This is a genomic window from Nocardioides sp., assembly GCF_047602075.1.
In the GTDB taxonomy this organism is placed as follows: domain Bacteria; phylum Actinomycetota; class Actinomycetes; order Propionibacteriales; family Nocardioidaceae; genus Nocardioides.
Genome location: NZ_JASGIF010000002.1, coordinates 1,154,411 through 1,172,694, shown reverse-complemented (window position 1 = coordinate 1,172,694; position 18,284 = coordinate 1,154,411). Strand labels below are relative to the sequence as shown.

Genomic DNA, 18,284 nt, shown 5'->3' with positions numbered 1-18,284 from the left:
TCCCGGGAGAAGCTTGCTGGTCGACTCGTCCTCGGCCTTCAGCAGCGGCCTCAGGCCGGCGTACACCCCCTCGACATCGGCATGGTCGAGAGGGTCGCGCAGGAGGGTGTTGACGTGGTTGAGCAGGTAGTCGATGTCGGCCCGGCTCGCGGCGGGATGGGCCTTGTCGAGGTCCCACGGAGTGTCGGTGGTGCCGATGATCCAGTGCCGCCCCCAGGGGATCACGAAGAGGACCGACTTCTCGGTCTTGGTGATGAAGCCTGCCTCCGAGCGGATCCGGTCGCGCGGGACCACGAGGTGGATCCCCTTGCTGGCTTGGACGTTGAGGCTGCCTCGGCCGCCGACCATCTGCTGGATCTCGTCGGTCCACACACCGGCGGCGTTGACCACCACCCGCGCGCGCACCTCGAACTGCTCGTCGGTCTCGAGATCCTCCGCGCGGACCCCCACCACGCGCTCACCGTCGCGGACGAAACCGATCACCTTCGTGCGCGGGGCCACCAGGGCACCATGGGACTGCGCGGTGCGGGCGACCATCAGCACCAGCCGGGCGTCGTCGACCTGGCAGTCGTAGTAGCGGATCGCGCCCGCCAACTCGTCGACCTTCAGGTCAGGTGCGATCCGGGCGATCTGGCGGCGGAAGAGGTGTCGGTGACGCGGGACGCCCATGTCGTACTTCCCGGCCATCGCCATGCCGTCGTAGAGCAGCAGCCCGGCGCCGGCGTAAGGGCGCTCCCAGGTGTGGTGCAGCGGGTAGAGGAACGGGACCGGGTGGACCAGGTGCGGCGCCAACCGGGTGAGCAGCAGCCCGCGCTCCTGCAGCGCCTCGCGCACCAGGCCGAAGTCGAACATCTCGAGATAGCGCAGACCGCCGTGGACGAGCTTGCTGCTGCGCGAACTGGTGCCGGATGCGATATCGCGCTGCTCGAGCAGGCCGGTCGACAGCCCGCGGGTAACGGCGTCCAGCGCGATCCCAGTGCCGGTGATGCCGCCGCCGACGACAAGCACATCCAACTCGGCACCCGCCGCAGTGGTGGCCCGCAGACTCGCCAAGGACTCCTCGCGTGCTGCCGGACTGAGCGCACTGGTCTGTGTCATACCCCCATTGTCTCAACCGGGTAGCGCCGCCGCGACGGCGCAGATCATCTCGGAGCAGAATGGCCGGGTGGAGGAGATGGTCGCGCTGTACGACGAAGACGGGCAGCCGTGCGGAAGTGCCCCACGATCCCGGATGCGGGCGGAGAACCTTCGTCATGCCGCCACCGCGGTCGTGGTCCGCGATCCGTGGGGGCGGATCTACGTCCACCGCCGCACCGACACCAAGGACGTCTACCCGAGCCGTCGCGACTTCGCCGCGGGCGGCGTGATCGGTGCCGGTGAGGACCCGCACGAGGCGGCCGTCCGTGAACTGGCCGAGGAGCTCGGCATCACCGACGCACCGCTGGTCGAGCTTGGCCGGGGCTTCTTCACCGACGACCACACGACGTACTTCGGCTTCTGTTTCGTCGCCGAGTGGGACGGGCCGATCCGGTGGCAGCCCGAGGAGGTCGCCAGCGGGGAGTGGATGGCCGTCGAGGAGCTCCTCGCCGCGATCGAGAGCGACCCCGACGACTTCATGCCCGACACCGTGGGTCTGCTCGGGGGCTGGCTCGCCGACTGAGGTGCTGTGGTGGCCCTGACCCATCTCCCGCGGCTCTGTGGTGGCTAAGGAGCCCGTATTCGAGCCGCTTTGCCACCACAGCACCGCGGGAGACGCAAGAAGACCGCGGCAGACGGCCCACCGCACCACCATCGACCAGCGGCCCCAACCGGCCTACTCGACGACGACCTCGATGCGCTGGAACTCCTTGAGCTCGGTGTAGCCCGTGGTGGCCATCGCCCGGCGTAGCGCGCCGACGAGGTTCATGGTGCCGTCGGCGACCCGCGACGGTCCGAAGAGGATCTCCTCGAGCGTGCCGACGGTGTCGAAGCGGACCCGCTCGCCGCGCGGAAGCTGCTGGTGGTGGGCCTCGCCACCCCAGTGGAAGCCGCGACCGGGGGCATCGGAGGCGCGGGCGAACGGAGAGCCGACCATGACGGCGTCGGCGCCGCAGGCGATCGCCTTGGCGATGTCGCCCGAGCGGCCGATCGAGCCGTCCGCGATGACGTGCACGTAGCGGCCGCCCGACTCGTCGAGGTAGTCCCGGCGAGCAGCGGCGACGTCAGCGACCGCGGAGGCCATCGGCACCGCGACGCCGAGCACGGTCCGGGTGGTGTGGGCCGCTCCACCGCCGAAGCCCACCAAGACCCCTGCCGCGCCCGTGCGCATCAGGTGCAGCGCGGCCTGGTAGGTCGCGCAGCCGCCGACGATGACCGGCACGTCGAGCTCGTAGATGAACTCCTTGAGGTTCAGCGGCTCGGCCTGGGAGGAGACGTGCTCGGCAGAGACCGTGGTGCCTCTGATCACGAACATGTCCACGCCGGCGTCGACAACGGTCTTGGCGAACTCCTTGGTCCGCTGCGGGGACAGGCTGCCCGCGACGGTGACGCCGGCCTCGCGAATCTCCTGCAGCCGTTCGGTGATCAACTGCCCCTTGATCGGCTCGGCATAGATCTGCTGCATCCGCTGGGTGGCGTCTACCCCGTCCAACGAGGCGACCTCTTCGAGAAGGGAGGTCGGATCCTCGTAGCGGGTCCACAGCCCCTCGAGGTTGAGCACGCCCAGCCCACCGAAGCGGCCGAGACTGATCGCGGTCTCCGGAGACATCACCGAGTCCATCGGAGCGGCCACGATCGGCAGCTCGAACCGGTAGGCGTCGATCTGCCAGGCGGTGCTGACCTCCTCCGGATCGCGGGTGCGCCGGGAAGGCACGATCGCCACGTCGTCGAAGGAGTAGGCCCGCCGGGCCCGCTTGGCCCGCCCGATCTCGATCTCGGTCACGCTGTGATTCTGGCATCGCTTGCTGCTCAGCGCCCAATCCCCCCATGCAGGAAGATGTATATACGCTATTCTTCCTCGATGGCCATCAACATCAAGGACCCGACCACCGACCGGCTCGCCCGCGAGCTGGCCGGCTCACCGGGCTGCCAATCACCACCGCGCTCCGTGAGGCGATCGAAGAGAAGCTGGCGGCCACCAGGGCGCACCAGACCGCCACCAAGACTCCTGGTCTTGCCGCGATCATCGCCCGCGGGCGGTCGCGAGCAACGATCGACGATCGCGGCGCGGAGGAGATCCTCGGCTACGACGGCCGCGGCCTGCCGACATGATCGCCGCCGACACCTCAGCCCTGGTCGCGGTGGTGCTCGGCGAGGTCGATGCGGAGCGATATCTGGCCAGCCTCTCCGCGGAGCCCACGCTGATCTCCGCCGTCAGCCTCGTCGAGGCCGGAATCGTTGTCGAGGCCCGACAGGGGGTAGACGCGACCCGCGACCTCGACCTCCTCGTCTCCGCCGCGATCGATCAGGTCGTGCCAGTCGACCACGACCACGCCACTGTCGCATTCAACGCGTGGCGACAGTTCGGCAAGGGGCGACACCCGGCAGGCCTCAACCTGGGCGACTGCTTCTCCTACGCGGTGGCGAGACTGGCCCGGGTCCCGCTGTTGTTCAAGGGCGATGACTTCAGCCGGACCGATATCGCGGTCGTACCCTGACCTTCTGGCACAGAACGTGGGTCGGCTAGCGGCCCGAGTAATTCGGCGCCTCGACGGTCATCTGGACGTCGTGGGGGTGGGACTCCTTGAGAGAGGCAGCGGTGATCCGCACGAAGCGGCCCTTCTCCTGCAGCTCGGGCACGGTGCGCGCACCGATGTAGAACATCGACTGGTGCAGGCCGCCGATGAGCTGGTGGGCGACCGCAGCGAGCGGACCGCGGTAGGCGACCTGGCCCTCGATCCCCTCGGGGACGATCTTGTCGTCGCTGGTCACCTCGGCCTGGAAGTAGCGGTCCTTGGAGTAGGACTTCTTGCCCCGGCTGGACATCGCCCCGAGCGAGCCCATCCCGCGATAGGACTTGTACTGCTTGCCGTTGACGAAGACCAGCTCTCCGGGCGACTCCTCACAGCCGGCGAGCAGCGAGCCGAGCATCACCGTCTCGGCGCCGGCGACGAGCGCCTTGGCGATGTCGCCGGACTGCTGGAGGCCACCGTCGGCGATGACCGGGACGCCTGCCGGAGCGGTGGCCAGGGCGGCTTCGTAGACGGCAGTGACTTGAGGTACGCCGCAGCCGGTGACCACCCTCGTCGTACAGATCGAGCCTGGCCCGAAGCCGACCTTGACCGCGTCGGCACCGGCATCGACGAACGCCTGCGCGCCCGCGCGAGTCGCCACGTTGCCGCCGATGACTTGGACGTGGCGGGTGGCCGGGTCGGACTTGAGGCGGCGCACCATGTCGAGCAGCAGTGTCACGTGGCCGTGCGCGGTGTCGGCGACGAGTACGTCGACACCGGCCTCGACCAGGGTGGTGGCCCGGTCCCAGGCATCGCCGAAGTAGCCGATCGCGGCGCCCACCATTAGCCGCCCGTCGGCGTCCTTGGAGGCATGGGGGAACTGCTCGGACTTCACGAAGTCCTTGACAGTGATCAGCCCGCCCAGCCGTCCCTCGTCGTCGATCAGCGGCAGCCGCTCCCGCTTGTGCTTGCGGAGCAGGGCCGTGGCGTCGTCGCGGGAGATGCCGATCGGCGCGGTGATCAGCGGCATCGGCGTCATCACCTCGTCGACCTTGGTGGTCACCCACTCGGCGACCGGCGTGAAGCGCAGATCGCGGTTGGTGATGATGCCGAGGAGATGATCGCCGGCGTCCACGACGGGGAGGCCCGAGACGCGATACTCGCCGCAGATCCGGTCGAGCTCCTCCAGGGTCGCGTCGGGACCGATGGTGATCGGGTTGGAGATGATCCCGGTCTGGGTCCGCTTGACCAGATCGACCTGGTAGGCCTGATCCTCGGTGGACAGGTTGCGGTGCAGCACGCCGAGGCCACCCTGGCGGGCCATCGCGATCGCCATCCGCGACTCGGTCACGGTGTCCATCGCCGCGCTCACAAGCGGCACGCGGAGCGAGATCTCCCGAGTCAGCCGACTGGTCGTGTCGATGTCCTGCGGCGCCAGGTCGGACTCACCCGGAAGCAGCAGTACGTCGTCGTAGGTGAGGCCCAGCGCGGCGAACTTCGACGGCACGCCGTCGGCCAGATCGTCGGTCATAGGGGCGGTCGGGGCGTGCTGGGAGTCCATCAGTCGTTTCCGGGAGCCTTTCGCTGTGAGTGGACACAGTCTAGTGGAGTGTCGCGGCCGAACTCTTGACCCTGGGGCCGGGCTCCGAAGACGACGCTGACCCGGTGCGACGGGTCGCACCGGGTCAGCGTTTCGAGCTGGTGAGGTTGGCCTCGCTCAGTGGCCGTGCCCGTGGCCGTGACCGGCAGCGGGAGCCTCTTCCTCCTCGGGCTTGTCGACGATCAGGGTCTCGGTCGTGAGCAGCATGCCCGCGATCGAGGTGGCGTTGACCAGCGCGGAGCGGGTGACCTTGACCGGGTCGAGGACGCCCTGGGCGACCAGGTCGCCGTACTCCCCAGTGGCGGCGTTGTAGCCGGTGCCGGCGCCCGCCTCACGGACCTTGGTCACGATGACGTAACCGTTCTCGCCACCGTTCTCCGCGATCCAGCGCAGCGGCTCGTCGACCGCCTTCTTGACGATGCGCACACCCTGCGCCTCGTCGCCGGAGAGGCCGAGGTCACCGTCGAGCACCGAGGCGGCGTGGATGAGGGCCGAGCCGCCACCGGCGACGATGCCCTCCTCGATGGCCGCACGGGTTGCGGAGACGGCGTCCTCGATGCGGTGCTTCTTCTCCTTCAGCTCCACCTCGGTGGCCGCACCGACCTTGATCACGCAGACACCGCCGGCCAGCTTGGCGAGCCGCTCCTGGAGCTTCTCGCGGTCCCAGTCGGAGTCGGTGGTCTCGATCTCGGCCTTGATCTGGTTGACCCGGGCCTCGACCTCGGCGTGCTCGCCACCACCGTCGACGATGGTGGTGTTGTCCTTGGTGACCACCACACGACGAGCACTGCCGAGCACCTCCAGACCGACTTGGTCGAGCTTGAGCCCGACCTCGGGGGCCACCACCTGGCCGCCGGTCAGCGTGGCGATGTCCTGCATCATCGCCTTGCGGCGGTCACCGAACGCCGGGCTCTTCACCGCGACAGCGGTGAAGGTGCCACGGAGCTTGTTGACGACCAGGGTCGACAACGCCTCGCCGTCGACGTCCTCGGCGAGGATGAACAGCGGCTTGCCGGTCGAGATGACCTTCTCCAGCAGGGGCAGCAACTCGGCAACCGAGGAGATCTTGCCCTGGTGGAGGAGCACGTAGGGGTCGTCCAGGACGGCCTCCATGCTCTCGGGGTCGGTGACGAAGTACTGCGAGATGTAGCCCTTGTCGAACTGCATCCCCTCGGTGAACTCCAGCTCGGTGCCCATGGTGTTGGACTCCTCGACGGTGATCACGCCGTCCTTGCCGACCTTGTCGAAGGCCTCGGCGAGCAGGTCGCCGATGATGCTGTCGCGGCTGGAGATCGTCGCGACCGACGCCATGTCCTCACGCGTCTCCACCTCACGAGCGGTCTCGCGCAGCGCGTCGCTGACGGCCTCGGCCGCCGCGTCCATGCCGCGCTTGAGGCCCATCGGGTTGATGCCCGCCGCGACCGCGCGCAGCCCCTCGTGCACCATCGACTGAGCCAGCACGGTGGCCGTCGTGGTGCCGTCACCGGCGACGTCGTTGGTCTTGGTGGCGACCTCCTTGGTGAGCTGGGCACCGAGGTTCTCGAACGGGTCGTCCAACTCGACCTCACGCGCGACGGTCACACCGTCGTTGGTGATGGTGGGAGCGCCCCACTTCTTGTCCAACACGACATAGCGTCCGCGCGGGCCGAGGGTCACCTTGACGGTGTTGGCCAGCGCATCCACTCCCCGCTCGAGGGAGCGCCGGGCGCTCTCGTCGAACTCCAGGATCTTCGGCATGAAGCTTCTTCGCTCCTTCGATCAGGAAACCACGGCAAGGACGTCACGCGCGGAGAGGATCAGGAACTCCTCGCCGGCGTACTTGACCTCGGTGCCGCCGTACTTGCTGTAGATGACCTTGTCGCCGACCGACACGTCGACGGGGACCCGCTGGCCGTTGTCGTCGATGCGGCCCGGACCGATGGCGAGGACCTCGCCCTCCTGCGGCTTCTCCTTGGCGGTGTCCGGGATGACCAGACCCGAGGCCGTGGTCTGTTCGGCGTCAAGCGGCTTGACGACGATCCGGTCCTCGAGAGGCTTGATGTTGACCGACACGATGTCGACCTCCACTTTCTCCACTTGTCATTGATCGATGGGTGGGCGCCTCCCGGAGGAGGCGTCCCGACACGTTCGAGCCTGCGGATGAGGTACGCCGTCGCGGGGGTCGCACTTCAGCGCAAGCGCTGGCACCCTCGGGTCGAGAGTGCCAGATCAGACGTTAGCACTCACCTGAAGGGAGTGCCAGAAGGGGGCCCTCCGGCGGGCGCCCGTGAGCGCGGACGACGCCCCGCCGGTGGCCTGCTGCCGCCCACGTGTCCGGCAGCCAGACCGCCGCCATCGCCGAGGTCGGCATCGAGACCCACTCGCCGGTGAGCAGCTCGACGAGATCCTCGACGCCCGGCAGGTGCCCCACCAGGACGGCCACCTCCACCTCGGCCGTGATCTCTCGCACGACGTCGAGCAGCTCCTCTCCCGAGCCTGCATATATCCGCTCGTCGAGTCGCTCCGGAGGGGTCGCCGCCAGCTCTGCGGCGATCAAGGCCCAGGTCGCCCGGGTGCGCTCGGCCGGCGAGACGACCGCCAGACCGGGCGCGGAGATACTGAGATCTCGGACCTGCTCGGCCAGCCAACGACCCGATCGAGGCGCCTGCCGCTGGCCACGCTCAGCCAGCGGCCTCTCCCGGTCGGCGTGTCGCCCCGACCAGTCCGACTTCGCATGGCGCACGACCACCAATGTCTTCGGCACGGTGTCAGTGTGGCAGTGATGGCGATCCCCCGGGGCGGGGGCGCCGCGGTTCGCTCCGCCGTCGGCCCGGCTCGCTGCCGGGCTGCTGGCCGTGGATGGTGGCGACCGACAGGCATCTACGCCGGGTGGGCGCCCAGTGGCCTCAGGTTCGCTGCCGGGTCGCTGGTGCTGCCCGGCGTCTCGCGTGCGGTGGGGCGTCTGCCGCGGTCTTGTTGCGTCTGCCGCGGTCTTGTGGTGGCAAGGTGCCTCGTATAGCGGGCCCCTAGCCACCACAGAGCCGCACCAGATGGGTCCGGGCCACCACAGCACCGCGGCAGACGGGCGGGATGGGCGTTCCGGCCCCATCTGTGCACCCATCCCCGGTCCCTGGCGCAGCTCCTGGTCCCAGGGGTCGCTCGGGTTGCTGCTTCATCAAGGTAACTGGGTCAGGCAGCACTTCTCATGGCGTGCACGCCATGAGAAGTGCAGGCCCGCCTACATACCTTGATGAAGCGGTGACCAGGGTGACCACAGCGGACCAGCAACCCGGCGAGCCGCCACAACCCGAGGACTGCCTTCCCCGATAGCTGCCCCGTCGACGAGCACCCCCAGCCGACCAGCAACCCGGGCAGCGCCAGCGATGCGGAAGGATGCCCTCCGTGGACCTCGCCGCCTTCCGCTGGCTGCTCTCAGCAGATGGCCAGCGCCTGCTCGCGCAGGCGACCCTGGCCTACGTCGACGCAGGCGCCGACCCGGTGGCGTCCGCGGACGCGGTGCGCAAGATCGAGCCGGACGCGGATCGGGCCGCTGCGGCGCTGACCCAGGTCCAGTTGCGCGCGCGGGCGGTGGCGAAGTTCGGCGACGACGCCGTGCGGATGTACTTCACACCAGACGCACTGGAGCAGGCCACCCACCCCCGGGTAGCCGCTCATCGGGCAGCAAGAATCGTGGCGACCGAGCTCGGCACCGTCATCGACCTCGGCTGCGGACTGGGTGGCGACCTGATCGAGCTGGCGCGGGCCGGACTCACCGTCGCCGGGGTGGAGCAGGACCCCGTCCGCGCCGCGGTCGCCGAGGCCAACCTGGCCGCCCTCGCCCTGAGCGGGGCGGTGGCGGTCGCCGACGTCGAACAGGTCGACGTCTCCGGCTTCGGGGTGGCCTTCGCCGACCCGGCCCGCCGCTCGGCCCGCGGGCGGATCTTCGACGTGCACGGCTGGAGTCCCCCGTGGGAGTTCATCGCCGGCCTGCTCGGGGAGCGGGCCGTCGTCAAGGTCGCCCCGGGGCTGCCCCACTCCCTGGTGCCCGAAGGGGTCGAGGCGGAGTGGGTGAGCCTGCGCGGCGAGGTGAAGGAAGCCGCCCTGTGGTCACCGACGCTGGCCACCACGCGGCGCCGCGCGACGGTGCTGGCCCGGGTCGGGCTGGCCACCCTGACCGACGAGGACGACCCGTACGACGGCGCCGAGCGGCCCGTCGTACCCCTCGGGCAGTTCCTCTACGAGCCCGACGGTGCGGTCATCCGCGCTGGCCTGGTCACCGCCGTCGCGGCCGGGGTCAACGGCGGCCTGCTGGACGAGCACATCGCCTACGTCACCTCCGACGAGTCCTTCCAGACCCCCTTCGCGCACGGCTACCGGGTGGTGGAGCGGCTGCCCTATCGGGAGAAGCAGCTCAAGGCCGCCCTGCATCAGCGCGGCATCGGTCGCCTCACCATCAAGAAACGCGGCGTCGACATCGTGCCCGACGCACTCCGCAAGCGCCTCGACCTGCGCGGTGAGAACGAGGCGACGCTGGTGCTGACCCGCCTCGCCGGAGTCGGCACGGCGCTCCTGGCGCAGCCCTTCTAAGCCTTGGGACCGACAGACGCTCAGCGCAGCGTCGAGAGCGCGCCGCGCAACTCCACCAGCTCCTCGAGCGTCGCCCTCGCACCGGTCTCCATGATCTCGGTGGGCGTGAAGACGCCGTCCTCGACGTGCTGCGCGACGAACGGGACCGGCACAGCGGCCACCGCCGGCATCATGCCCAACGCGCCCACTACCTGCTTGAGCTGCTGCACCGCCCGCAGGCCGGCCGAGATGCCGCCATAGCTGACGAACGAGATCGGCTTGCTCCGCCACTCCTCGTGCAGATAGTCGATCGCGTTCTTCAGCGGTGCGGTGAAGCCGTAGTTGTACTCCGGCATCACGAACACGAACGCATCGGCACGATCCACGATCGCGCTCCAGCGCTTGGTGTGATCGTGGATGTACTGCCGCAGCCGCGGATGGTTCGGCTCGTCCATCATCGGCAGGTCGAGCTCAGCCAGGTCCACCATCTCGACCTCGAAGCCACCGTGCTCCCGGGCGAGCTCGACGAACCAGACGGCCACCGAAGGACCGACCCGACCGGGACGGGTGCTGGCGACGACGACCAGCAGCACGGGCTTGGACACGAGACTCCACTCTTCTGCAGTTGGACCGGGACACCTTAAGCCCGCTCGCGGAGCCACTCGCGAACGTGCTCACTCCCAGACAAGCCAAGGGCCCGGCGCCTTGAGTGCGCCGGGCCCTGCGTGGTGGCTGGTGAGAGCTCACGCCGTGGCGACGGGCTCCTTCACCACGGGCTCCGCGGCAGCGGCCTTCTTGGCGTGACTCAGGCCCAGCAGCCCGAGGACGAACATGAAGGCGGCTCCGACGTAGGAGACGATGGATGCGATCTGGGCGATCGTGCCGAGGGTCCAGAAGGCGTAGGCGTTCAGCAGCAGGCCGCGCAGCGTGCTCCCCATGAACAGGGTCTGGCGGAGCTGACCGAGCTCGGCGAGCTTGTCGGGGTCGGCGTTCTCGTCGGCCGACATGGCCATGAACTCGCCGCTCACCTCGGAGTAGGTCTTGCCGTCCGACGACTCGTTCATGTGGACCAGGATGTAGTGGTCGGCGTAGGCCTTGGCCTGGGGGCCGGTCGTCATCGGCTCGCCGGCGTACTTGCCGAGAGCGTCCTTCATCTCCTTGGTCGCCAGGGCATCGCCTTCCGGCATGGTGATGTGCTGGTCCTTCAACTGCGTGGTGACCTGGTCGTGGGTGAAGTTGCTGGCCCAAGTCAGCAGTCCACCGGCAACCAAGAGCACCACCGCGAGAAGCAGACCGGTCCAGGAAATGAGCTTGTCGAGTGTCGCGCGCATTGGTGGGTTCCTCCTACGAGTGGGGCCGAGCCCTTTCTCGAACCCCTACTGAGAAAAACGTTAGATTTCAATGAATTTTCTCAGTAGGACGCAGGTCACTAGAACCGCGATCCCTGCATCACACAGGGTTGCCTGGCCTCATCTCAAGGCGCCTTCAAACCCCGCGGCCGACGAGGTCATTCGCCGAGCAGAGCCCGCTCCGCGCCGATGCTGGTGTCGTCGCCGTGACCGGTGTGTACGACGGTCGCGTCCGGCAGCGCGAACAGGCGCGACCGGATCGACGCCTCGATCGTCGGCCGATCACTGAACGATCGTCCAGTGGCCCCGGGACCGCCCTGGAAGAGGGTGTCGCCGGTGAAGACGCAGCCGTGGTCGACGGCGTACAGGCAGATCGCTCCGGGCGCGTGCCCCGGAGTGTGCAGCACTTCGAGGGTGGTGCCGCCGACCGCGATGACCTGCCCGTCGGCAAGATCGACATCCCAGAGCAGATCGGGATGGGTGAGCTCCCAGACCGGTCGGTCATCGGGATGCAGCATGATCGGGGCACCGGTCTGCTCGCGCAGCTCGGGCGCGACTCGCACGTGGTCGTCGTGGGCATGAGTGCAGACGATCGCCTTGACCTTGCGGTCGCCCACCGCGGCCAGGATCGCGGCCACGTCGTGGGGCGCGTCGACGACGACGCACTCCTGGTCGTCGCCGATCACCCAGACGTTGTTGTCGACGTCGAAGGTCTCGCCGTCGAGCGAGAACGTGCCGCTGGTGACGGTGTGGTCGATCCGTCCTGGCGGACAGTCGGCTCCCTCGGTCACAAGATCACCACCGAGCGCAGCACCTCGCCGCCGTGCATCTTCTCGAAGGCGGCCTCCACGTCGGCCAGGCCGATCTCCTCGGAGACGAAGGCATCGAGGTCGAGTCGACCCTGTTGGTAGAGATCCACCAGCATCGGGAAGTCACGAGTCGGCAGGCAGTCGCCGTACCAACTCGACTTCAGCGCTCCACCACGGCCGAAGACGTCGATCAGCGGGATGTCGGGCACCTTCATGTCCGGAGTGGGCACCCCCACCAACACGACGGTGCCGGCGAGGTCACGCGCATAGAACGCCTGCTTCCAGGTCTCCGGGCGCCCCACCGCGTCGATGACGACGTCGGCGCCGTGCCCACCGGTGAGCGCCTGGATGCCCTCGATCGGGTCGGTCTCTCGCGAGTTGATGGTGTCCGTGGCGCCCATGTTGCGGGCCCACTCCAGCTTGCGGTCGTCGATGTCCACGGCGATCACCTTGCTCGCGCCGGCGAGGACGGAGCCCGCGACCGCGGCCGAGCCCACACCACCACAGCCGATCACTGCCACCGACTTGCCGCGGCTCACGTTGCCGGTGTTGATCGCCGCCCCGAGGCCGGCCATCACGCCGCAGCCGAGCAGGCCGACCGCCGCGGCCCGCGACGAGGGGTCCACCTTCGTGCACTGACCTGCTGCCACCAGGGTCTTCTCGGCGAAGGCGCCGATCCCGAGCGCTGGGCTGAGCTCGGTCCCATCATCGAGGGTCATCTTCTGGGTGGCGTTGAAGGTGGCGAAGCAGTACCACGGCTCGCCGCGGTCACAGGCTCGACAGTTCCCGCACACCGCACGCCAGTTGAGGATGACGAAGTCTCCCGGCGCCACACTCGTGACGCCCTCCCCCACAGACTCGACCACTCCGGCGGCCTCGTGCCCCAGCAGGAACGGGAAGTCGTCGTTGATGCCGCCTTCGCGGTAGTGGAGGTCGGTATGGCAGACCCCGCACGCCTGGATCTCGACCACCGCCTCCCCCGGACCCGGATCGGGCACGTTGATCGTCTCGACTGCGACCGGTGCGCCCTTGCCGCGCGCGATGACGGCCTTGACCTGCTGCATGGAAGTCCTCCTCTAGGAACGGCGTGCAGGCGAAGCCTCGCAACTCCCGCCGACCTTGGCAACCGACACCACCCGGACGTGGATACGACCGCCGCGGCGGGCGGCCGGCGTATGAAGAAACTCGCCAAGAAAACTGCAACCATCGAGGCCTGGTTCGCATCTTGGGGTCGACGACGCGAGCCAGGGAGCAGAGACGACCATGCCAGCCACTTCCGTCCCTCACCGGGGACCCGGAGGAGTGACCGCAGTGCGGCGGAGCGACGACGAGTTCGCAGCCTTCATGGCGGCTCGTCAGCCCGCGCTGCTGCGCACGGCCTACCTTCTGACCGGGAGCCAGGCGGACGCCGAGGACGTGGTGCAGACCGCCCTGGCCAAGCTCTACCTCTCCTGGCATCGCGTGCGTGTGCGGGAGTCACTGGACTCCTACGCGCGCTCCATCCTCGTCAACGAGTGCCGATCGCTGTGGCGACGGCCGTTCCGGCGACGTGAGGTCATCACCGAGGTGCTGCCCGAGCGGGACGGCACGGGCAGGGAGTACGACGGCCAGAACGAGACACTGTGGCGCTTCGTGCAGACCCTGCCACCGAAGCAGCGAGCGGTGGTCGTGCTGCGCTACTACGAAGAGCTCACCGAGGCCGAGGTCGCGGCCACCCTCGGCATCTCCGTCGGCACGGTGAAGTCCCAGGCCAGCCGGGCGCTGGCCGCCCTGCGACGGCGGGTGCCCAGCGCCCTACGATCCGACCCCGACCACACCACCCTCGACGAGCTGCCCACCCCCGACGAGAAGGAGGAGGGCCGATGACGCAGTTCACGCCCTTCGACGCGGACGAGCGCGCGCTGGCGCGTGCTCTGCACGGGAAGGTGGACCAGATGAACGACGCACCAGTGGGCCTAGCCGAGGTGACCTCGCGGGCCCAGGTGATCCGGTGCCGACGCCGAGTGGTGGTCGCCGCATCGCTGACCGCGGCCGCCGTCGTCGTCGTGCCCATGGCGGTCCTGGCCGGCGGCGCGCTGCGCCCCGATGCCACCCCGCCGGTCAGCTCCCCCAGCCCGACGCCGTCAGCCGAGGTCATGCTGCCCGCCACCATGCCGTTCGACCTGGCCAACGTGCCGACCGGCGAGCCGCCTGCGGTGGACTACGCCGAGGGCAGCACCATCCATGCCGCCGACGGGCGCACCGTCGAGGTCGGCGGAGTGGCCGGGATCGACGAGCTGGCCGCGATGGGCGACGGCTGGGTCGCCGCGGTCTCCGACAACTCCGGCAACCGAGAGGCGGTGCGGATCGGGCCGGATGGTGCGGTGAGCGACCGCGTCCCGCTGGACGGCTCGCTGGCCATCTCCTCGGCCGGTTCGGTCGTGGCCTGGGCGGGGCCGGACGGGTCGGTCACCGTCGTCGAGTCCGACGGCGCCGAGACGCTCAAGATGCCCCCGATCACCGCCCCCGGCCCCTACTCCGCCGTCGCGGTGACCAGCGAGGACTGTGTGGAGGGCCGCTCCAGCGACGCCGGCTGCGCCGTCATCGTCAACACCAGCGGCCAGCGGCAACAGGTCTATCAGAGCACCTCGCACGGCGATGTCGACGTCTTGCCGGGGTTCACCAAGGTGACTGCCTATCGTGGCCTGACGGCTGGGATCACCCGTGTTCGATTCGACACGACCGCCTGCTCACGGGTGGTCGCCCCCACCGATGGCTCCGCCCTCTGGCGCTCGTGCGACCTGCAGATTCCATCGCTGTCGCCCCTCGCCAAGCACGCGGTGGCCTGGAGTTCACAGTCCGACGGACTGGGCGCGTCCGACCTCGCGCTGGTCACTGCGACCCGGGGCGACCCGGTGTTCCACCTGATCAGTGACGAGGACCACCAGGTCACCGTGCTGCAGACAACCTGGGAGGACGACAGCCACGTGCTCGCCGAGGTCTACTTCGACGGCCAGTGGGGCGTGCTCCGGGTGGGGGCCGCACGGACCTTGGACTGGGCGATCCCACCCGTGTCCGGCGGTGACGTCGACCCGCCGTACGCCCTCCAGCTCCGCTGACAGCACCACCGAGGTCCGCGGACGTCATCGTCCCCGGTCGTCCGGGCGTCCGGGCGACCGCGAGGTATGACGTCCCGGGCGGTCGCTGCCGATTAGGCGACGACCTGGGTGATCGGCTGGGAGGAGTCGGCGGGCAGGTCCAGCCTGGAGGGGGGCCGTCCTCGGGTGACCAGCTCCGCGCCGAGCGCAGCGACCATGGCGCCGTTGTCGGTGCACAGGCCCGGGCGCGGCACCCGGACCCGGATGCCGTGGTCCGCCGCGCGGGTCTCGGCGAGGGCGCGCAGGCGGGAGTTGGCGGCCACCCCGCCGCCGATGAGGATGTCCTCGATGCCCTCGGTGACGGCTGCGTCGACCGCCTTGCGGACGAGTACGTCGCAGACGGCCTCCTGGAAGGAGGCGGCCACGTCGGCGACCGGCACCGGCTCCCCCGATCGCTCCCGGGCTTCGACCCATCGCGCGACCGCGGTCTTCAGACCCGAGAAGGAGAAGTCGAAGCGGTGTCGCTCGAGATCACGTCTGGAGGTCAATCCCCGCGGGAAGTCGATGGCGACCGAGTCGCCTTCCCTGGCCACCCGGTCGATGTGCGGGCCGCCGGGGAACGGCAGTCCGAGCAGGCGGGCGACCTTGTCGAAGGCCTCGCCGGCGGCGTCGTCGATGGTCGATCCCATCGGGTCGACGCCGGTGGTCACATCGGTCACCTTGAGCAGCGAGGAGTGGCCGCCCGAGACCAGCATGGCGAGCACCGGCTCGGGGAGCGGCCCGTGCTCGAGTTGGTCGACGGCGACGTGGGCGGCCAGGTGGTTGACGCCGTACAACGGTTTGCCGAGCCCGATCGCCAGCGCCTTGGCCGCGGCGACCCCCACCAGAAGCGCACCGGCAAGGCCGGGACCGCTGGTCACCGCGACCGCGTCGACGTCGTCCAGCCGGACGCCTGCAGTCTCCGCGGCTCTCTCGAGGGTCGGCACCATCGCCTCGAGATGAGCACGGCTGGCCACCTCGGGCACGACTCCGCCGAATCGGGCATGCTCCTCGACCGAGCTGGCCACGGCGTCGGCCAACAGGGTCTGCCCACGGACGATACCGACTCCGGTCTCGTCGCAGGAGGTCTCGATGCCCAGCACCAGCGGGCCGTCGGAAGTCACGACGTCGAGCCTAGGGAACCACCGAGCGCGCGCGACATGACCAGCGCATCGGTGCCGTCCGGGTAGTAGCGCCGCCGCCGATCCACCACCTCGAAACCGTGACCCAGGTAGAGCGCGGTCGCGGCGTCGTTGGCCTCGCTGACCTCCAGCATCATCCGCGCCGTTCCCGGACGCGCCTGAGCGTCGTCGAGGGCGGCTACGAGCAGGATCCCACCGAGCCCACGGCGCTGGTGGTCGTGGCGCACACCGATGCGGAGTAGGTCGACGACCTCCCCGTGGGCCGTGGTGACGACGTAGCCCGCCAGGGCACCCTCCTGGTCGGTCGTCACCCGGACCCACCGGTCCGCGCCGTCGCCACCGAGAAGATCCTCGGGCCGCCAGGCGGCGACGCCGAACAGCTCCACTTCGAGAGCGCCCAGGGCCGGAGCGTCGGCCGACTCCCCCGGCCGGATCACGAGACCCGCTTCGGGGCGCTCGGCACGGCCGCGTCGGGCCGTCGGAGGTAGAGCGGCTCGGGGTCCAGCAGCTCCGCCCGCTCGTCGGCGACCACTCTGGCCAGCCACCCCGCGCTGGGACGACGGGGCTCACGAGCGTCGGGGAAGGCGTCTGGATAGAGCACCGCGCCCTCTCCCACGACCGGCCCGGTGGAGGATGCCTCGGCGGGTCGCACCACCCGGGGTCCGTCCAGGCGCACCGCATCGTCGTCGTACGACGCCAGGTAGACCTCCTTGCGGCGGGCATCGGTGGCGGCCTCGAACGTCGCGCCCACGGCTCCGGTCTGCACCGCCTCGACCGCGAGGACGTCGAGCGTGCAGACGCCGTAGACGGGGATCTGCAGGACGTAGCCGAGGGTGCGTGCCGTCACGAGACCCACGCGCAGCCCTGTGAACGGACCGGGACCGACACCGACAGCCACGGCGGTGAGGTCCTGACGGACCAGACCCGCCTCGGTCAGGCAGCGCTCGATCAGCGGCGCCAGCTGCTCGCCGTGGCGCATCGGCAGGTCCGCGCGATGCTCAATGACGACGTCTGACCCTTCCGCCAGCGCGACCGTCACCAACGGCGTTGCGGTGTCGAAGGCCAACAGCACGGACCGAGGCTATCTGGATCCGGCGAACGCCATCCTCCCCAGGTCGCTGGAGCAGGTCGCTGGAGCGACCCCTCACTGTGACGTCCCGCGGGTCCAGCGGGGACCCCGGGGCCGCACCCGGACGATCCGCGGGTCGAGGCCGTCGTCGCCCAGGCCAGTGAGAAGCCCCTGCACGCGCTCGATCCGGACGTCGAGGTGGGAGTCCGACAGCGTCTCGGCGAGGCCCTCGCCCCACTCGACGACGGTGACGGCATCGTCCAACGAGGTGTCCAGGTCCAAGTCGTCGAGCTCGGCGAGGCCGCCCAGTCGGTAGGCGTCGACGTGAACCAACGACGGCCCCTCGGCGAGGGACGGGTGCACCCGCGCGATCACGAAGGTGGGCGAGGTGACCTCGCCACGCACTCCCAGGCCCGTGCCGATCCCTTGCGTCAGGGTGGTCTTGCCTGCGCCCAGCTCTCCGCTGAGCACCACCAGGTCACCGTGTCGAAGGTTGGCGGCGAGCTCGACCCCGAGATCGCGCATGGCGACGGCATCCGCGACGTCGTACGACGTCACGAGGGGGCGGCGCATCTCGAGGTAGGGCACCTGCTGTCCGACCTCGACGAAGCCGGCGTTGAGCCAGAAGCCGATCGTGCCCGGGAACTCCTGGCGAGCAAGGATGCGCAGCTCGGTGGCGTCCGGGCAGGCGTCGCAGGCTGCCGACACCAGGACCTGGGCGATGCCGTGGTGCTGGTGGCTCGGCAGCACGCCGAACCGGCGGAGGAAGACGACCTCACCTGACGGGTCGGCGTCGAGCACCAACGCACCCACGGGCTCGCCGTCGATCTCGGCGAGCAGACCTCCGGCACCCTCCAAGGCAGCGGCCAGGGTGGCCGGTGTCTCAGCGAGCGCCTCGGCGGGTGGATGCAGAGGTGGCCGCGCGGCGAAGGCCGCATGCACCACATGCCAGACCGCGTCGGCCGCCTCCGGGCCGACGCGTCGCACTCCCACGGTCATGGTGC

The 18,284-nt window shown here is 69.5% G+C and carries 19 protein-coding genes and 1 pseudogene; 6 read left to right on the top strand and 14 right to left on the bottom strand.

The window, feature by feature from the left end:
* Positions 1-87: 87 nt before the first annotated feature.
* Positions 88-1,098: pseudogene (locus QM714_RS18340) on the bottom strand (glycerol-3-phosphate dehydrogenase/oxidase); the annotation flags it as partial.
* 76 nt (positions 1,099-1,174) lie between these two features.
* On the opposite strand from QM714_RS18340, the gene QM714_RS18335 reads away from it, so the two are divergent.
* Positions 1,175-1,660, top strand: a complete 486-nt coding sequence (locus QM714_RS18335) for an NUDIX hydrolase (RefSeq protein WP_415103060.1) — start codon at positions 1,175-1,177, stop codon at positions 1,658-1,660.
* 153 nt (positions 1,661-1,813) lie between these two features.
* On the opposite strand, the gene QM714_RS18330 is transcribed toward QM714_RS18335, so the two are convergent.
* Positions 1,814-2,920: a GuaB3 family IMP dehydrogenase-related protein gene (locus tag QM714_RS18330; RefSeq protein WP_415102775.1), complete on the bottom strand. Its 1,107-nt coding sequence runs from the start codon at positions 2,918-2,920 to the stop codon at positions 1,814-1,816.
* A 44-nt stretch (positions 2,921-2,964) separates the two neighbouring features.
* Here QM714_RS18330 and QM714_RS18325 point away from each other — a divergent pair, with 44 nt between their 5' ends.
* Both QM714_RS18325 and QM714_RS18320 read left to right on the top strand, forming a co-directional pair.
* Complete coding sequence (locus QM714_RS18325) at positions 2,965-3,249, top strand: type II toxin-antitoxin system VapB family antitoxin (protein ID WP_415102774.1); 285 nt, start codon at positions 2,965-2,967, stop codon at positions 3,247-3,249.
* Positions 3,246-3,635 (top strand): type II toxin-antitoxin system VapC family toxin, encoded by a 390-nt coding sequence (locus QM714_RS18320; protein WP_415102773.1) that lies wholly within the window; start codon positions 3,246-3,248, stop codon positions 3,633-3,635. Before QM714_RS18325 ends, QM714_RS18320 begins: the two co-directional genes overlap by 4 nt.
* Before the next feature lie 25 nt (positions 3,636-3,660).
* Here the strand turns inward: QM714_RS18320 and guaB are convergent, their stop codons facing one another.
* The 4 genes from guaB to QM714_RS18300 form a co-directional block, all read right to left on the bottom strand.
* Entirely contained in the window at positions 3,661-5,181 is a 1,521-nt protein-coding gene (gene guaB, locus QM714_RS18315; RefSeq protein WP_415102772.1) for an IMP dehydrogenase, read from the bottom strand.
* Positions 5,182-5,367: 186 nt separating this feature from the next.
* Positions 5,368-6,987: a chaperonin GroEL gene (groL, locus tag QM714_RS18310; RefSeq protein WP_415102771.1), complete on the bottom strand. Its 1,620-nt coding sequence runs from the start codon at positions 6,985-6,987 to the stop codon at positions 5,368-5,370.
* A gap of 21 nt (positions 6,988-7,008) precedes the next feature.
* Positions 7,009-7,302, bottom strand: coding sequence for a co-chaperone GroES (gene groES / locus QM714_RS18305; RefSeq protein ID WP_415103059.1), 294 nt, complete (start codon positions 7,300-7,302; stop codon positions 7,009-7,011).
* A 163-nt stretch (positions 7,303-7,465) separates the two neighbouring features.
* Complete coding sequence (locus tag QM714_RS18300; protein WP_415103058.1) at positions 7,466-7,993, bottom strand: SixA phosphatase family protein; 528 nt, start codon at positions 7,991-7,993, stop codon at positions 7,466-7,468.
* Between the two features lie 638 nt (positions 7,994-8,631).
* On the opposite strand from QM714_RS18300, the gene QM714_RS18295 reads away from it, so the two are divergent.
* A complete protein-coding gene (locus QM714_RS18295) occupies positions 8,632-9,816 on the top strand; it encodes a THUMP-like domain-containing protein (protein ID WP_415102770.1) in 1,185 nt (394 codons plus the stop codon).
* 20 nt (positions 9,817-9,836) lie between these two features.
* On the opposite strand, the gene QM714_RS18290 is transcribed toward QM714_RS18295, so the two are convergent.
* The 4 genes from QM714_RS18290 to QM714_RS18275 all read right to left on the bottom strand — a co-directional run bounded on the left by QM714_RS18290 (position 9,837) and on the right by QM714_RS18275 (position 13,017).
* On the bottom strand, positions 9,837-10,400 hold the full coding sequence (locus QM714_RS18290; RefSeq protein WP_415102769.1) for an NADPH-dependent FMN reductase: 564 nt from the start codon (positions 10,398-10,400) through the stop codon (positions 9,837-9,839).
* Positions 10,401-10,538: 138 nt separating this feature from the next.
* A complete protein-coding gene (locus QM714_RS18285; protein WP_415102768.1) occupies positions 10,539-11,126 on the bottom strand; it encodes a hypothetical protein in 588 nt (195 codons plus the stop codon).
* Between the two features lie 176 nt (positions 11,127-11,302).
* Positions 11,303-11,935 (bottom strand): MBL fold metallo-hydrolase, encoded by a 633-nt coding sequence (locus QM714_RS18280; protein ID WP_415102767.1) that lies wholly within the window; start codon positions 11,933-11,935, stop codon positions 11,303-11,305.
* Complete coding sequence (locus QM714_RS18275; RefSeq protein ID WP_415102766.1) at positions 11,932-13,017, bottom strand: S-(hydroxymethyl)mycothiol dehydrogenase; 1,086 nt, start codon at positions 13,015-13,017, stop codon at positions 11,932-11,934. The genes QM714_RS18280 and QM714_RS18275 overlap by 4 nt, the downstream gene beginning before the upstream one ends.
* A 247-nt stretch (positions 13,018-13,264) precedes the next feature.
* Here QM714_RS18275 and QM714_RS18270 point away from each other — a divergent pair, with 247 nt between their 5' ends.
* Positions 13,265-13,819, top strand: a complete 555-nt coding sequence (locus QM714_RS18270; protein WP_415102765.1) for a SigE family RNA polymerase sigma factor — start codon at positions 13,265-13,267, stop codon at positions 13,817-13,819.
* Complete coding sequence (locus tag QM714_RS18265) at positions 13,816-15,051, top strand: hypothetical protein (RefSeq protein ID WP_415102764.1); 1,236 nt, start codon at positions 13,816-13,818, stop codon at positions 15,049-15,051. Before QM714_RS18270 ends, QM714_RS18265 begins: the two co-directional genes overlap by 4 nt.
* Before the next feature lie 92 nt (positions 15,052-15,143).
* On the opposite strand, the gene tsaD is transcribed toward QM714_RS18265, so the two are convergent.
* The 4 genes from tsaD to tsaE form a co-directional block, all read right to left on the bottom strand.
* Positions 15,144-16,193, bottom strand: a complete 1,050-nt coding sequence (gene tsaD, locus QM714_RS18260) for a tRNA (adenosine(37)-N6)-threonylcarbamoyltransferase complex transferase subunit TsaD (protein ID WP_415102763.1) — start codon at positions 16,191-16,193, stop codon at positions 15,144-15,146.
* Positions 16,190-16,648 carry a GNAT family N-acetyltransferase gene (locus QM714_RS18255; RefSeq protein ID WP_415102762.1) on the bottom strand — a complete coding sequence of 153 codons (459 nt, stop codon included), beginning with the start codon at positions 16,646-16,648 and terminating at the stop codon, positions 16,190-16,192. Before QM714_RS18255 ends, tsaD begins: the two co-directional genes overlap by 4 nt.
* The gene (tsaB, locus tag QM714_RS18250) at positions 16,645-17,283 is read right to left on the bottom strand and encodes a tRNA (adenosine(37)-N6)-threonylcarbamoyltransferase complex dimerization subunit type 1 TsaB (RefSeq protein WP_415102761.1); all 639 of its coding nucleotides are present in this window, start codon (positions 17,281-17,283) and stop codon (positions 16,645-16,647) included. The genes QM714_RS18255 and tsaB overlap by 4 nt, the downstream gene beginning before the upstream one ends.
* Before the next feature lie 72 nt (positions 17,284-17,355).
* Positions 17,356-18,279 (bottom strand): tRNA (adenosine(37)-N6)-threonylcarbamoyltransferase complex ATPase subunit type 1 TsaE, encoded by a 924-nt coding sequence (tsaE, locus tag QM714_RS18245; protein ID WP_415102760.1) that lies wholly within the window; start codon positions 18,277-18,279, stop codon positions 17,356-17,358.
* Positions 18,280-18,284 lie beyond the last annotated feature (5 nt).